Here is a 16,162-nt window from a genome sequence, read left to right on the forward strand (position 1 = left end):
TCGTCTATGGGTTTTATTGTAAACTGCATTTCTTAAGAAAAAGGAAGGGGAAATCTTAAGATTTTCTTAAGCTGCATATGTTGAAAAAGGTTTAAAGAATAGGGATAACAGGAACGTTAAAAGAAAAAATATAATCAATTCCTCATTTGATTCTAAAGAACTATCCGTGAGCGATTATATCTTTTTATTTAAAAGGAGGATGATTTAACTTGGAACGGAATCATACAATTATGCAATTTTTCGAATGGCATGTGCCAGCTGATGGCGAGCATTGGCAACGCCTCAAAGAGCTCGCTCCTCAACTAAAAGAACAAGGAATTGATTCCGTGTGGATTCCCCCGGTTACAAAAGGTGTTTCATCAGAGGATAATGGCTACGGCGTTTACGACTTATACGATCTTGGCGAATTTGATCAAAAAGGAACCGTTCGTACAAAGTATGGAACCAAGCAAGAGCTGCATGAAGCGATTGATGCCTGTCATAATCATGGAATTAATGTCTATGTGGATATTGTAATGAACCATAAAGCTGCAGCAGATGAAAAAGAAACGTTCCACGTCATTGAAGTGGACCCCATGAACCGAACAGAAGAAATTTCTGAACCTTTTGAAATTGAAGGGTGGACAAAGTTTACATTTGAAGGGCGCGGCGATCAATATTCTTCTTTCAAATGGAACTTTAATCATTTTAACGGCACTGATTACGATGATAAAAATGGAAAAGAAGGCGTTTTTCGTATTGCGGGAGAAAACAAAAGCTGGAACGAAAATGTGGATCAAGAGTTTGGCAACTACGATTATTTAATGTTTGCGAATATTGATTACGATCATCCTGAAGTTCGAGAAGAAATGATCAAATGGGGAAAATGGTTAGCAGACACTCTGCAGTGCGACGGTTATCGATTAGACGCCATTAAACATATTAACCACGATTTTATTAAAGAGTTTGCCCACGAATTGTCCTCTTCTCAAGAAAAGCCCTTTTATTTTGTGGGAGAGTTTTGGAATCCAGAGTTAACAGCCTGTCAGGAATTCCTAGACGTGATTGATTATCAAATCGATTTGTTTGACGTATCGCTGCACTATAAACTGCATGAAGCCTCTCAGCAAGGAAGAGATTTTGATTTAACCACGATTTTTGATGATACATTAGTCAAGACTCACCCTTTGAATGTTGTCACATTTGTAGATAACCATGACTCTCAGCCAAATGAATCTTTAGAATCTTGGGTAGAAGATTGGTTCAAACAAAGTGCTTACGCTCTAATTTTACTTCGTGAAGACGGCTATCCTTGTGTGTTTTACGGAGACTATTTTGGGATAGGCGGAGAGCACCCAATTGAGGGAAAAGAAAAAGATATTTCCGCTCTCTTGCATGTACGCTATGACAAAGCATACGGACAGCAAGACGATTATTTTGATCACCCGAATACCATTGGATGGGTAAGGCATGGTGTAGAGGAATTTGAGAAGTCTGGATGCGCTGTGGTGATGTCAAACGGCGAAGATGGCGAAAAGAGAATGTTCGTCGGCGAACACCGAAGTGGACAAACGTGGATTGACTTCACAAACAACCGAGAAGATCAAGTTGTTATTGAAGAAGATGGCTACGGACAGTTCCCTGTAAATGGCGGCTCTGTATCTGTTTGGGCTGAAGCATAAAAAAAACAGTGGCCTGCGCCACTGTTTTTTTACCATAGACCTAGCAGTTTCCACCACAAGCCGCCAATTCCAATCCAAATGATAATATGAATAATTGAAATTAAAAAGCCGAGCGACCACCATTTTTGCTGCGTTACATATCCACTACCGAAGAACACCGGTGCCGGTCCACTGCCGTAGTGAGTTAAACAGCCAAATAAATTGCTAAAGAACGCTAAAATCAATGCTGACAGTAACGGAGGCGCACCAGCGGCCACGATAACAGATAAAAACGCTGCGTACATAGCGCTGACGTGAGCTGTGTTACTTGCAAAGAAGTAGTGAGAATAAAAATACGCAATAGCTAGTACAATCAACGCCGTCATCCAAGACATATGGCTAACAGTGCCTTTCATCAGATCACTGAACCAAGGAATCATGCCTAGATCATTTAAGAAGGTTGCCATCATAACCAAAACAGCAAACCAGACTAATGTATCCCATGCTCCCTGTTCTTTTTTGATGTCCGACCAGCTTAATACTTGCGTTAAAAGCAGCGTACATAGACCAATAAAAGCAGTTGTTGTTGCATTAATATTTAAGTTAGCTCCAAAAATCCACAGCACAAGAAGAAGTAAAAATACGCCAATCATGTACCATTCTTCTTTCTTTAGCGGACCCATCTCATTTAATTTTTTTACTGCAATTTCAGATGCTTCCGGCGTTTCTTTTAATTCTGGCGGATACAGCTTATAAATAACAAGCGGAATCACAATTAAACTGATAATTCCAGGTACAATTGCAGCCGCTGCCCAGCCAACCCATGAAATAGTCTTTCCTGTAATTTGTTCCGTCATTTTAACAGCAAGAGGATTGGCCGCCATTGCGGTTACGAACATAGCCGATGTAATCATATCTCCTTGAAACGATACTTTTGTTAAGAAAGCACCGACTCTGCGCTCCGTACCGTCTCCAGTTCTCGATCCATATGTTTCAGATAAAGAACGAATGATTGGAAGAATAATTCCTCCAGCTCGTGCTGTATTAGACGGCATTGCAGGTGATAAAAGCAAGTCACTTACAATCAGAGAATAAGATAATCCCAACGTCTTTTTACCAAACAAACGAACGAAGATATAAGCAACCCTTGTTCCTAGACCAGTCTTAATAAAACCTCTGGAAATAAAGAATGCAATAACGATCAACCAAATCGTCGTATTTTGAAAACCGCTGAGCGATTGTTCAAGTGTTAATGTATTAGTTAATACAATAATGGTTAAAGATAAAATAGCTACACTGCCTAATGGCAATGGTTTAATGATAAGACCTACGATAGTAGCCACAAAAATAGCGAATAAGTGCCAAGCCTTCACATCAAGTCCGGACGGAGGTGTAATAAACCATAAAACAAGTCCGATTGCCAGACAAATTAATAAAGGAATAAACTTCACTTCGCCGGCAGGCTTTTTAGTTGTTTCAGCCATAATCTTTCTCCTTTCATGTTTTTAAATAATAGTAGTAGTATGCTCCTTCCCCTTCGTACCCAATACTTGTCCCATTTAAAATAAAATAATTGTAAAAATACGTTTCGTAAGGATGATATTGTAAATTTGTGAAGTGGTGAGCATAATTCCTTTATTATTTTATCATACATATTGACAATATTTATCTTTCACCTTCATTTTATTCCCTTCAAAATATCTTGTAAGCGTTATTTCATCACAATAAATAAGCTGCATGAGTTCATCATGCAGCCTTGCATTTAACGATTTACTTTTTGAATAAACACGACTTTAAGATAATCACCTGACTTAAATTCTTTTATTGTTTTAAAATCAGCTGGAAGAGAGAACTGCTCCATCATTTTGTAACGTTCCCCTTTTTCGTTAAAAGCTTTTTCAATAAACGAATGAAATTTTTTCATATCAAAATTACTTGCATTCGTCGAAGCTACAATGACACCATTTGGCTTTGTAAGAGCAATGGCTTCTTTTAATAAATCTTTGTAGTCTTTTGCCGCGCTGAACGTATGCTTTTTCGATTTAGCAAAGCTCGGCGGATCTAGCACCACAAGATCGAACGTCATATTCTTCTTAACCGCATATTTAAAATACTTAAAAACATCTTCTACAATAATGTCCTGTGCTTCGTGATCAATTCCATTTACACTAAATTGCTCAATTGTTTTTGCTAAGCTGCGATTGGCTAAGTCGACACTTGTTGTTTTTGCAGCTCCTCCAAGAGCGGCCGCCACTGAAAATGCGCCTGTATACGAAAACATATTTAGCACGGTCTTTCCTTTTGCATATTTATCTCGAATCGTTTTACGAACGTCTCGCTGATCTAAAAAGACTCCCACCATCGCTCCGTCATTTAAGTAAACGGCAAAACGAATACCATTTTCTTTTACAATAAGAGGGAACTCACCTTTATCCCCTGCTACAAAATCATCTTCTTCAATATACTGCCCTTTTACGTTAAAACGTTTTTTCTGGTATAGCCCTTTAAAATTAGGCGCAGACTTTAAGGCTTCAATGACGTATTCTTTAAATCGATAAATTCCTTCACTATACCAACTCATGACGTAATATCCGTCATAATAATCAATAATTAAGCCGCCGATTCCGTCACCTTCACTATTAAATACGCGAAAAGCAGTTGTGTCTTCAGACGCATAAAAGTCATGACGTGATGAAATAGCTTGCTGAATTTTTCTAGCAAAAAACGCCGCGTCAATTTGCTCACTTTTCTTCTTCGTAAGAATCCATCCGTAGCCTTTGTTTTGTTTTCCATAATAGCCTTTGGCTAAAAATTGATTCTTTGGAGTGACTAAGTTAATAATAACGCCTTCTTCTTGCAGTTTATGACCATCAACAAGCGCATCTTTTTCAAGGAGTGGATAACCCTTGTTCACTTTTTTAATAAAAGCTTCTTTGGCTATAACTTGTACTTCTTTTCTCATGTGTACACCCTATCTATTTAATTTAGTTCATTCTAGTTTTATCCATTTTATAAGAATAATCTACATTTATCTTAACATAGATAATCGTTGATGTTTCCAGTTAGAAAATAGAAAAGCAGCATATGCCATAAAGCATCCTCGATTTCATATGTGGATGATCTTTTTACATAAATGTTCAATATTTTTAACAATGACTCAACAAATACAACACTTCTCTTTATATTTCCTCAACAATCCAATGATTTAATAGGTGTATGAATATGATTTGGAGGTTATCAACCATGAAAAAACGAGTATCTCTTGGACTATCTCTTACTCTCTTGGCTTCTAGCGCTGCTTCTGCTTTTGCAGCAGAGCATCATCCAGTTCAACATCCAAAACAAATCAAAAGCGTTGAGTTTCAACCAATGAAAGCACCTACGACGATTGAAAACATGGTTAAAACGTATACAGATGCATCTGTAAAAGTAACGTATAAAGATGGAAGTGTTGAAGAAACTCCTCTTAACTATAATCAACTCTTTCTTTCAAAAGATAAAATTGTCGACAATAAAGGCGATTTAATTGCTGCAGGTACACCAATTGACGTAAACGGAGATCCAATTATTGACCGAAGCGTTCCTGATCAGCCATCACCATATGTATCAGATGCGCCGGATTCAAACAGCTTTATCACGATTAACGGGAAATCTTACATTGTGTCACACTATGAATATGACTCAGTTGATAATGCCGGAAATAAAGTATCAGGTCTCCCAGCTTCAATGACGCTAACGCAGGTTGATCGAGATGATAAAACTGGAAAACTGACTGTCAATCATGCCAAGAAAATTGATTTTTCTAATGTAAATGGTTTATGGACACCATGTAATGGTTCTACAACCGATTGGGGTACTCACCTTGGTTCAGAAGAATACGAGCCTGATGCACGTGCTTTTGAAGACCCTTCATCCAGCTCGTATAAAGACGTTACGAACTTCGCTAAGCTTTATTTCGGCGACACGTCAAAAGCAAATCCATACTACTACGGCTGGATTCCAGAAATTTCAGTGGATGAAAGCGGCAATGCGTCCGTCGTAAAACATTACAGCACAGGTCGTTTTTCACACGAAATGATGCAGGTACTTCCAGATAACAAAACCGCTCTTTTTGGAGACGATGGGTCTAATACTATGATGTTTATGTATGTAGCAGATAAGGAAAAAGACTTCTCAGCAGGCACGCTTTATGCAGCAAAATTCAAACAAACGAGCACAGAAAATGGAGGTAAAGGCGACCTTCAGTGGATTAAGCTTGGCCATGCAACAGACAATGAAGTGAAAAAAATAATCGACAAAGGCACAAAATTTAGTGATATTTTTGAAACAGCTGACCAGCCTACAAAAGGATTTAAAGCTGTGAAAACCGCCGCAAGTAAAAAAGTTGAATATTTAAAAGTAAAGCCTGGCATGGAAAAAGCAGCTGCCTTCCTAGAATCACGTCGATATGGTGCAATTCTGGGTGCAACATCTGAATTTAATAAGATGGAAGGTCTAACAGTTAATAAAAAAGACAAAAAGGCGTACATGGCCATTTCTTATCAAAATAGTGCCATGGTAAAAGAACCTGGCGCTGTACAAGATGATATCCAGCTTCCAAAACTAGAGTCTGGTGTGACCTACCAGCTGAACTTAGGATCGCATCAAAAAGACCAAGCAAACGGCCACATTAACAGTCGCTACGTTCCTGCAAGCATGGAAGGGCTTCTGATTGGACAAGACCTAGAAAAAGCAGATGCATATGGTAATACAGCAGATCCAGATAAAATTGCCAACCCTGATAACCTTACGTATTCAAATGACTTAAATACACTGTTTATTGGAGAAGACAGCTCATTACACACAAACAATTTCGTATGGGCTTATAATGTAAAAACCAAAAAACTATCACGTATCCTTTCAGTTCCAGTAGGAGCAGAAGCAACGGGACTTCGTGCAGTAGAAAACATTGAAAACTCTCGCTATGTACTAAGCAACTATCAGCACCCAGGCGAGGACATCAGCGACAAAAATATTACCGCTGTTGATAAAGAAGAGCTGACTAAAGCGATGAAAGAAAGCATCGGCATTCAAGAAACAGGTGGTGTAGGATACATTTCTGGACTGCCTTCTAATGATGGCGCTCCTTACAAAAAGCATTAATACGTAATGAAACCACGTCTGTTGTGAGTGACAGACGTGGTTTTTATATAATAGAAGTTATTTATAAAACCGCTTATCGCAACCATAATTATGGTGAATACTTTATAATATCCTTAAAGAAAGTGCCTAGCCCCAAACGCGTTAGCATATTTATTGATAGATATCCGGTATATCCCTTCAGGCTCACTTATGCCCCACTAATACTAGATATAGAATTCGTTTCAATAAGTATTTCCAGCCAAACAAAATGTCTCGTTCCCTTGCACTTTTCGTTCCATACCATTAAAGTATATATTGGTTGAAGTTTATACTAGCATTCAACCTTATAAAAGAAATTACACTTTTTAATTTTGGGAAGATGTTTTCCCTAAAAGAAAGGGTTTAGATATAAGATGAAAGATAATTTTTGGCATGAGTTGCCGCGTCCGTTTTTTATTTTGGCACCGATGGAAGCTGTGACGGATGTCGTTTTTCGCCATGTTGTGACTGAAGCAGCACGACCTGACGTATTTTTTACAGAGTTTACGAATACGGAAAGCTACTGCCATCCGAAAGGAAAAGATAGCGTAAAAGGACGTTTGACGTTTACAGATGATGAACAGCCAATCGTTGCGCACATTTGGGGAGACAAGCCTGAATACTTCCGTCAAATGAGTATCGGCATGGCCGAAATGGGCTTTCGCGGCATTGATATTAATATGGGTTGTCCTGTGCAGAACGTTGCAGGAAACGGAAAAGGTTCTGGTCTGATTCGCCGTCCAGATACTGCGGCTGAGATTATCCAGGCAGCCAAAGCTGGAGGGCTTCCAGTAAGCGTAAAGACTCGTCTTGGCTATACGCAAGTTGATGAGTGGTACGACTGGCTGAAGCACATTCTAGAACAGGATATCGTGAACCTTTCTATTCACCTTCGTACGAAAAAAGAAATGAGCGATGTTGACGCGCACTGGGAGTTAATTCCGGAGATTAAGAAGCTTCGTGACGAAATCGCGCCTCATACGCTACTAACAATTAACGGTGATATTCCTGACCGTCAGAAGGGTCTTGAACTTGCGGAGAAGTACGGCGTTGATGGAATCATGATTGGACGCGGAATTTTCCATAATCCGTTTGCGTTTGAAAAAGAAAAGAAAGAGCACACAAGCGAAGAGCTATTAGAACTTCTTCGCCTGCAGCTAGATCTTCATGATAAGTATTCTGAAGAATTAGAGCCGCGCCCTTTCAAACCGCTTCGACGCTTTTTCAAAATTTACGTTCGCGGATTCCGCGGTGCAAGTGAATTAAGAAATCTACTCATGAGCACGGAAACAACTGACGAAGTGCGTGCGTTGCTTGATGAGTTTAAAGACAGAGCTGGAGTGAAAGAAGACGAAGGTTTTTCTGTTTCTTAAATAAGATCTCGTTTGCTTAAACTCATTTTTTCTAGCATTTTATCGGAGAGAAGAACCTCTTGTTCTTTTTTATAGACGTGTGCTATTTATCCACATATGATAAAAACTGAGGCAGAAGGTTTTACATTTCCTTCTGCCTCAGCTTTTAATAAAAAAATATCCACACGTTCTATTTATGATAAGGTTCATTTCGAATGATACGAAAAGCTCGGTAAATCTGTTCTACTAATACTAGGCGCATAAGCTGATGAGGAAACGTCATCTTTGAAAAAGAAAGGGCTGCGTTTGAGCGTTTCATTACTTCGCTGCTTAAACCAAGCGATCCGCCAATGACAAACGCTATTTTGCTTTTTCCGTAGGTAGCTAATGAATCAATTTCTTTTGCGAGTTCCTCGGAAGATTTTTGTTTTCCGTTAATAGCTAATGCGATTACGTGAGTATCGTCTGAGATTTTCGCTAAGATGCGCTCTCCTTCTTTTTGTTTCACCTGTTCCATTTCAGATTCACTTAAGTTTTCAGGTGCTTTTTCATCTGCAAGCTCAATAATTTCTACTTTTGCATAGCTTGATAAACGCTTTAAATATTCTTGAATACCTTGTTTTAAGTATTTTTCTTTTAGCTTCCCAATGGTTATAATAGAGATATTCACAGGCTATTCTCCTCTCCCTTACCTCTTATCCACAGATATTATCCACATATCCACATGCTATATCCACATTTTGTATAAGAATATTAGTTCCCTACTACATATACAGCTTCATTGTCACAATATTCACAGCTTTTTTTGTCAGTAGAATTTTCTATTTTTTCAAAAACCGGTGCTAGTTCAATCTCATCTACCATTACATCCAGCGCTAGTTCTGTATGTTCTAAGCAGCAATATATCTTCATGTATTTATCTTCCTTTCTCTATTCTTTTCATTAAAAAACCACAGGAGTTTATCCCCTGTGGATAACTTTTCTTTCACTTCATTTGACGCGTTAATTTTACTTCTGTGGATTTCTTTTTGCCATCACGATAGAACGTTACGTTCATTTTATCGCCAATTTCTTTTTCAATGTAGAGGTGTTTGCGAAGTGTCGCAATGTCCCTTACTTTGCTGTGATCTAACTCAACAATCACATCATATTCCTTTAATCCGGCTTTAGCGGCTGGCGAACCTGGCTCGACTTTTAGAACAGCGACTCCGTTTACTACATCATGCGGTAACTTAAGGGTTTCTTTTAAATGATACCCTGATACCTCACTTAATGAAAGTGTACTAACTCCAAGATACGGACGTCTGACTTCACCATATCGTTCTAAGTCATTAATAATGGGTCTAGCCATATTGATTGGAATCGCAAGACCAATGCCTTCTACTGCTTCTTGGGCAATTTTCATAGAATTAATACCGATTAATTCACCATCAATATTAACAAGAGCACCCCCGCTATTACCAGGGTTAATGGCGGCATCTGTTTGAATAACTTCTGATTGCCAATCAGGATTTCCATCGCCATTCAAATCTTGAGGAATGACACGGTTAACCCCTGAGACAACTCCTTGTGTAACGGAGCCAGAAAATTGAAGGCCTAGCGGGTTTCCGATAGCAATTACTGGTTCACCAGCTTTAAGCTTATCAGAATTTCCGAAGGTAGCCACTTTTGTCACGTGGCCTGCGTCAATTTCAAGAACTGCTAAGTCCATTAAATCATCGCTGCCAAGAATTTTAGCCGATACCCTTGTACCGTTACTGAAGCTCACTTCAATTTCGTTAGCGCCTTTAATGACATGATAGTTTGTCACAATATAAGCTTTGTTACCTTGCTTTTTGTAAATAACACCTGAGCCCGTCCCTGCATCAGTTCGTTCATCATTCCAAAAGCTTTCAGAGTTCTGAATGTTTACAACTCCTACAACTGCTGCATTGGCTTCGGAAACAGCTTTTGTGACGGCCGTAGTGACGTCAAGAGATACTGACTTTTGAATGGTAGACCCTGTTTGTTCATCTCTATTTTCATCCGTCATCCATCCATCTGGCAAAATGCCGTTCCTCACCAAGGCTGGCATAAGAAGCAGTACAATAAGTGCACCTATAATAGCTCCAATCAGAGCAGAAGCGAAATATCCTCTGCGGCGTTTAGGCGGCCGACTATTCGGCTCTTGGCCTTCATCATAATGTTCCACACTATCACCGAACCCTTCATTTATCATCGTGAATGTCTGCATTCACGTACTAAATGAAGTTATTTTTCGCTTCCTTTCTAGAGACTATACATAAACAATATCAGTTGGTCTTTTTGGATCAGTATCACATAGAAGAATATTGTCCTCTACATTGATGTCTTTTTGTTGTAACACTTGCGCAACAGACATGCGGGCAATTTCCTTCATGTTATTGTCTTGACTCAAATGCGCTAAGTAAATGCGTTTGGTTTGATCTCCAATCACATCTGCCATTGCAAGAGCCGCATCTTCATTAGACACATGTCCTACGTCGCTTAGAATTCGTCTTTTAATACTCCAAGGGTAGCGTCCCATTCTGAGCATTTCAACATCATGGTTGCTTTCAAATACATACATATCGCTATTTTTAATCGTACCTTTCATGCGGTCACTTACATAGCCAGTATCCGTAATAAGGGTTAATTTTTTAGACCCTTGATGAAAGACATAAAACATAGGCTCTGCAGCATCATGCGAAACACCAAAAGACTCCACTTCCAATTGACCAAACGATTTCGTTTGGCCAATTTCAAAGTGAAACTTCTGTTCCGTATCAATGTTGCCGATCAAACCATCCATTGCGTTCCACGTTTTTTCATTTGCGAAAATGGGGAGCTTATATTTACGTGCCAGAACACCTAGTCCTTTAATATGGTCGCTATGTTCGTGAGTCACTAAAATTCCTGATAAATCCGGGATATTGCGATTTACTTGTTGAAAGAGAGCTTCCATTTGCTTTCCGCTCAGCCCTGCATCAACTAGTAAGGAATGTTCTCCATCACTTACTAAAATCGCATTTCCTGTGCTCCCACTCGCTAGCACGCTGAAATGCAGGCTCATTTATCTCACTCCAAATACTTATTTATTTCCTTTTTTAATGATTTGCCCTTCAAAGGCGTTTACAAAATAACTCGTATCTCCATTTACAATGACGTGCCAAGTTGGTGCTAAAACTTGAGAATTTAGTAGCGGCAGATCAAACGTATAGTACCCAAACTCTACTTTTGTTACAGAATCTTTCTTTTTCAATTCACCCTTCAAAAACAAATTTTCCAATGCTTTTAAAGGCGTTAAAACATCCTGCTCATCATCTAGTGTTTTTACAGAACCTAGCATCGTTTGTTCATACGAAATAATTTCACCTTTGTCATTTAAGTGAGCAACGATCATTCCATTTTCATTATCAAAGATTTTATGCTTCTTATATTTTTGAAAGAATGTAACTGTTTTTTTCTCTTTGTTAACATTCCATAGCTCATAATCCTTACCTGAGATAACATACCGTTTTAGAAATTGACTTAGCTTTGCTTCGGGACTTTTTTCAGATACTGAAAAAGGTTTGTCTAGTACGCTTCGAATTGTTTTTTCCTCAAGCAGCGCTGCTTTTTGTTCTTTAAGCTTTTTTAAATCTTCATCTTTAAACAGTTTGCTTTTAGCATTTAACGACGAAGCTTCCTTCACATCTACAGGTAGATGTTTATATTCAATGCCTTCACTCGTTAATTGTTCTTCAACGCTCGACTCCACAAATAGAGAGTACTGATCTTCTTGATGAGTTTTAAAAATCTGATAGCCTAAGTAAATATTCAGAATCAAGAAAGTGAAAATAAAGATGGTTTTTGTTCTATTCCAATCCATCGTTATCGCCTCCTTCGGTCGGCGGTGCAATTCGATACCACTTGCTATTATAATAATAGAACCAAGAAGGAACGAGTTTGACAGAGTTAGAATTAAACTCAACCGTCTTTTCACCGGTTTTTGGCTGCTGTGAGACTTCTTCTAGCTGATAGCCTATTGAAATATCTTTTAACAGATTCGGGTCAAAGTTTTGGTGTTTTTCAATTAATTGAATCACCTTTTGAGATGACTGCAGCTTTTCTACACTGGAATCCTGTACTCTTACAAAACGATAAAGAGGACGACGGTAATTTAAAATCTCCGCATTTCCCCATCTCTGATATATTTCAGTCATTCCCTGATTGCTGTACACGGGATAATTATCTTTATAATAACGATAGCTAATTTCTTTTGTAATACGATTCCAGCTGTTGAACCTGTAATTAGATTCCGTCCAGCCGCCGTGGTCATTAACGAAGCTAAAGCTGCGATTTATTAAATTATAATCTTCCATTACCTCGGTCGTAGAATTTACAAGATTCACATATTCCATCACATCTGTCTTCGTATTAACATTAATCACTTTTGTACCTTCGGTGTAGACATCTCGGTTTGTAGACGTTTCTTTCCTTGCATAGTCTGGGTTGTTAAAAAGCGCTTCTTTATATTTTTCAATATCTAAATGCCTCATGCTCGTATAGTAAACTTCACTATTCATCGTGATATTGTTTTCTGGAAGGAAGATATACCGATTTTTGTTTTCTTTATATACAAAGCTCGGGGCATAGGTACGTTTCATTTTATCTTCTAATTCTTTGATATCATCTTTGGCCAAATTCTTGACTGTAACCGAATAAATCTTTTTTTGCTCATAATTCACAAGATACACGCTCACGAAAAAGGAAGGTGTACGCTTAATTTTAATGAGTACACGGTCAAATGTTTGATTAGGCAAAGACGTTTGAGAAAATGAAAAAAGCTGTTGAAATGTTTTTAACGGTAGCGCGTCTGGATACAGCACTTCAATAGAATTACTTCCATGAACATAATTTAGAAATCCATCGGGAGAAATAGCATCCGAAACGTCCGTCACATTCGAAAATTTCCACTTTTTCATTTCATTTACCCATTTGTTTACATCATCTTCGTCGTGAGACATGTAGTGATTATCGTTTCGATGATAGAGAACTTCTGTTGGAAGAATATGATCTTCTATTTTACTTTTTGAACTCACTTCAACTTCCTGCAGGTGTTGATTTTTTGAAATGACCTTATAAGAAGGCTGATACGTCCATATGTGATACGTCATAATTAAACTGGAAGCGACGAGAACAACTAAGATGGCCGTTTTGATATGTTCATATCTCATTCCCATTCGTCATCATTCTCACTTTCAATCGGAAGAGTAAAGTAAATCGTTGTTCCTTTTCCTTCCTGACTATCTGCCCAAATACGTCCATCATGTGCTTCAATAATTTCCTTGGCAATAGCAAGCCCTAATCCTGTTCCACCTAATTTACGCGTTCGTGCTTTATCTACACGATAGAAGCGTTCGAAAATTTTAGCTAAATTTGATTTTGGAATCCCCATACCTTGGTCTTTAATGCTCACAACAATTTCATGCGTATGCTGAGCAATTGAAAATGTAATGGTTCCGCCTTCAGGTGAATATTTTATTGCATTGGAAATAATGTTATCTAATACTTGTGTAATTTTATCTTGATCGATAGCGACATAGATTGCTTCATTTGGCAAGTCGCGCACGAACGAAATACCTTGTTCAATTGTCATTTCAAAGCGATCAATGATGTAGTGATAGAACTTCACAAAATTGATTGGATCACGACTAAATCGGTAGTCTTGGCTATCTAGCTTAGATAATTGAAGCAAGTCGTTAACGAGACGAATCATTCGTTCTGTTTCCGTTTGCGTTACATTTAAAAATGTTGGAGCTAAGTCCTTATCTTGCCATGCTCCGTCTGCAAGCGCATCTAAATAACTGCGCATCGTTGTTAACGGCGTACGCAATTCATGTGAAACATTCGCTACAAATTCTCGACGATCTTGATCAATTTTCTCCTGCTCTGTAATATCATGCAGGACAATGATAATCCCGTTAATAAAACCGGTCTCTTTTTGAATAGCGGAAATGGTAGCTCTTAAAATAAAAGGATCCAATTTTGTACTAAAGTCCAAAATTAATGACTCTTGATTAGCGAGCAAGCTTTCAAACGTATGCGTTTCTTCAAGATCTAATAGGGAAACAACTGGGTCAGACAAAACCGTTTCACGTGAAACATTTAGCATAGCTGCGGCTGGATCATTAATTAAAATTACTCTTCCTTTTCGATCCGTCGCAATAACGCCGTCCGTCATATGAGCTAATACCGAACTAAGCTTACGGCGCTCCCCTTCTGTCGTTGCCTGTGCTTCCTGAAGCTTTCTTGTTAAGTTGTTGAATGTGAGAGCTAGCTGACCAATTTCATCATATCCGTATACCTTAGCTTTTCTCGTAAAATTCCCTTTGGCCATCTCAAGTGCTTGTTTTCTCATTTCAGACATTGGACGAGTAATCGTCTGAGCTAAAAACACGCCTAAAATAGCTGTAATAAAAAGAGCAATCACCGTACCTGCTTTAAAGATCTGATTGATATTACTCATTTGATCGTAAACAGGCTCCATGGAAGCTGTTAAGTAAATAGCACCTAAGATTTCTTCGCTAGACTGAACTTTTCCATTTTTATTAGTTGAATTTGATTGACTGGCACCTACTTTATCCTGTAAACGAATAGGCTGTATCATAACTCTGATTCGCTGTCCGCTTTGATCAACAAATACATTATCAGAGTTCGTTCCTGCTAACAACGCATTTGTAATCGCTAAATCATTAGTCTTTTTACCTATGATCTGTTGAGGATTTGAGTTCGATGTAGCAATGATTCTTCTATTTTGGTCAATGACTCTTACTTCAGAGATGTCATTCATATCATTTGAAGCTAAATTGGGTCTTGAAGCAAAATCTCGTAAAATAGTCTTTAAGTCTTCCTCAAGAGTGGGTGAATCATCATCACGATTTTTCACCATTTCTTGTCCAATGTTATACGTCAGCAAGTCTGTCCGCTCTTGAAGAGACGTTCGAAAGTTGTTAACTAATTCTTTTTCTAATTGTCGTGCAAAATAGACCCCAATAATTTGCATCGCAATTAAAATGAGCAGCACATAAATCAATACAAACTTTAAATGAATAGATTGCAGGAGCCTTACTTTCTTCATCTAAAATTACTCCTGCTCTGGGCTGCGTAAATAATAGCCTACTCCACGTCTTGTTACAATCCACATTGGATGGCTTGGATTATCTTCAATTTTTTCACGTAATCTTCGAACTGTTACATCTACCGTACGCACATCACCAAAATAGTCATAACCCCATACAGTTTGAAGCAAGTGTTCACGCGTCATGACTTGTCCAATGTGCTTCGCTAAATAATGCAGCAGCTCAAATTCACGATGAGTCAGTTCAATCGTTTCTCCGCGCTTAGACACGATATAAGCATCTGGGTGAATAACAAGTGCTCCAATTGTAATTTCATTCGTTTCGCTTTCTTCTGTTGGAACAGCTACTTGCTGATGTCTACGTAAATTAGCTTTTACACGTGCTAATAATTCACGCGTACTGAACGGCTTAGTTACATAATCATCTGCACCTAATTCTAGACCTAACACTTTGTCAATTTCAGAGTCTTTTGCTGTTAACATGATAATTGGCATATCATATTTTTTGCGCACTTCTCGGCAAACTTCCATTCCATCTTTCTGAGGAAGCATAATATCTAATAAAATCATTTCAGGCTGTACTTCTTCCACTTTTTCAAGTGCTTCTACGCCATCATAAGCACAAAATACTTCGTAACCTTCTTTTTGCAAATTAAACTTTAAAATATCTGCAATCGGCTTTTCGTCATCTACGACTAAAATACGTTTATCCATGATCATCGTTCTCCTTTATTAGTTGAAGCAAAATATAAAAGATAGTATTCATACTGTTTGAATACCGTAGTTTTATTATACTTGATAACCCTTGAAACGTCACAAGTTCATCCTCTACTATACATGAAGATATATGATTTTCAACCATCTCTAAATGCAAAAGTAATATATTACCA

At 38.2% G+C, this 16,162-nt stretch carries 13 protein-coding genes; 3 read left to right on the forward strand and 10 right to left on the reverse strand.

What is annotated here, in order from left to right; all coding sequences use genetic code 11:
* Positions 1 to 209 precede the first annotated feature (209 nt).
* Positions 210 to 1,661, forward strand: coding sequence for an alpha-amylase (locus ACO1DI_RS10915; RefSeq protein WP_014457695.1), 1,452 nt, complete (start codon positions 210 to 212; stop codon positions 1,659 to 1,661).
* Between the two features lie 29 nt (positions 1,662 to 1,690).
* On the opposite strand, the gene ACO1DI_RS10920 is transcribed toward ACO1DI_RS10915, so the two are convergent.
* Together ACO1DI_RS10920 and ACO1DI_RS10925 are read right to left on the reverse strand one after the other, a co-directional pair.
* Positions 1,691 to 3,124, reverse strand: coding sequence for an anion permease (locus tag ACO1DI_RS10920; protein WP_014457694.1), 1,434 nt, complete (start codon positions 3,122 to 3,124; stop codon positions 1,691 to 1,693).
* A gap of 278 nt (positions 3,125 to 3,402) precedes the next feature.
* Positions 3,403 to 4,602 (reverse strand): class I SAM-dependent rRNA methyltransferase, encoded by a 1,200-nt coding sequence (locus ACO1DI_RS10925; protein ID WP_115655109.1) that lies wholly within the window; start codon positions 4,600 to 4,602, stop codon positions 3,403 to 3,405.
* A 281-nt stretch (positions 4,603 to 4,883) separates the two neighbouring features.
* Here ACO1DI_RS10925 and ACO1DI_RS10930 point away from each other — a divergent pair, with 281 nt between their 5' ends.
* On the forward strand, positions 4,884 to 6,782 hold the full coding sequence (locus tag ACO1DI_RS10930; protein ID WP_014457692.1) for a PhoX family protein: 1,899 nt from the start codon (positions 4,884 to 4,886) through the stop codon (positions 6,780 to 6,782).
* 392 nt (positions 6,783 to 7,174) lie between these two features.
* Positions 7,175 to 8,173, forward strand: a complete 999-nt coding sequence (locus ACO1DI_RS10935; protein WP_014457691.1) for a tRNA dihydrouridine synthase — start codon at positions 7,175 to 7,177, stop codon at positions 8,171 to 8,173.
* A gap of 169 nt (positions 8,174 to 8,342) precedes the next feature.
* Here the strand turns inward: ACO1DI_RS10935 and rlmH are convergent, their stop codons facing one another.
* The 8 genes from rlmH to yycF form a co-directional block, all read right to left on the reverse strand.
* The gene (rlmH, locus tag ACO1DI_RS10940) at positions 8,343 to 8,822 is read right to left on the reverse strand and encodes a 23S rRNA (pseudouridine(1915)-N(3))-methyltransferase RlmH (RefSeq protein WP_013085547.1); all 480 of its coding nucleotides are present in this window, start codon (positions 8,820 to 8,822) and stop codon (positions 8,343 to 8,345) included.
* Between the two features lie 83 nt (positions 8,823 to 8,905).
* Positions 8,906 to 9,064: a CxxH/CxxC protein gene (locus tag ACO1DI_RS10945; RefSeq protein WP_013059901.1), complete on the reverse strand. Its 159-nt coding sequence runs from the start codon at positions 9,062 to 9,064 to the stop codon at positions 8,906 to 8,908.
* 73 nt (positions 9,065 to 9,137) lie between these two features.
* Positions 9,138 to 10,370 (reverse strand): S1C family serine protease, encoded by a 1,233-nt coding sequence (locus ACO1DI_RS10950; RefSeq protein WP_013059902.1) that lies wholly within the window; start codon positions 10,368 to 10,370, stop codon positions 9,138 to 9,140.
* Between the two features lie 57 nt (positions 10,371 to 10,427).
* Positions 10,428 to 11,222, reverse strand: a complete 795-nt coding sequence (locus tag ACO1DI_RS10955; RefSeq protein ID WP_014457688.1) for an MBL fold metallo-hydrolase — start codon at positions 11,220 to 11,222, stop codon at positions 10,428 to 10,430.
* Positions 11,223 to 11,240: 18 nt separating this feature from the next.
* Positions 11,241 to 12,020: a two-component system regulatory protein YycI gene (locus tag ACO1DI_RS10960; protein ID WP_226556380.1), complete on the reverse strand. Its 780-nt coding sequence runs from the start codon at positions 12,018 to 12,020 to the stop codon at positions 11,241 to 11,243.
* Positions 12,007 to 13,308: a YycH family regulatory protein gene (locus tag ACO1DI_RS10965; RefSeq protein WP_235860910.1), complete on the reverse strand. Its 1,302-nt coding sequence runs from the start codon at positions 13,306 to 13,308 to the stop codon at positions 12,007 to 12,009. Before ACO1DI_RS10965 ends, ACO1DI_RS10960 begins: the two co-directional genes overlap by 14 nt.
* 56 nt (positions 13,309 to 13,364) lie before the next feature.
* A complete protein-coding gene (gene walK, locus ACO1DI_RS10970) occupies positions 13,365 to 15,272 on the reverse strand; it encodes a cell wall metabolism sensor histidine kinase WalK (RefSeq protein WP_423145233.1) in 1,908 nt (635 codons plus the stop codon).
* Between the two features lie 6 nt (positions 15,273 to 15,278).
* Positions 15,279 to 15,986 carry a response regulator YycF gene (gene yycF, locus ACO1DI_RS10975; RefSeq protein ID WP_013085552.1) on the reverse strand — a complete coding sequence of 236 codons (708 nt, stop codon included), beginning with the start codon at positions 15,984 to 15,986 and terminating at the stop codon, positions 15,279 to 15,281.
* Between the last annotated feature and the right edge of the window lie 176 nt (positions 15,987 to 16,162).

Source organism: Priestia sp. 40 (genome assembly GCF_049368575.1).
GTDB classification, from domain to species: domain Bacteria; phylum Bacillota; class Bacilli; order Bacillales; family Bacillaceae_H; genus Priestia; species Priestia zanthoxyli.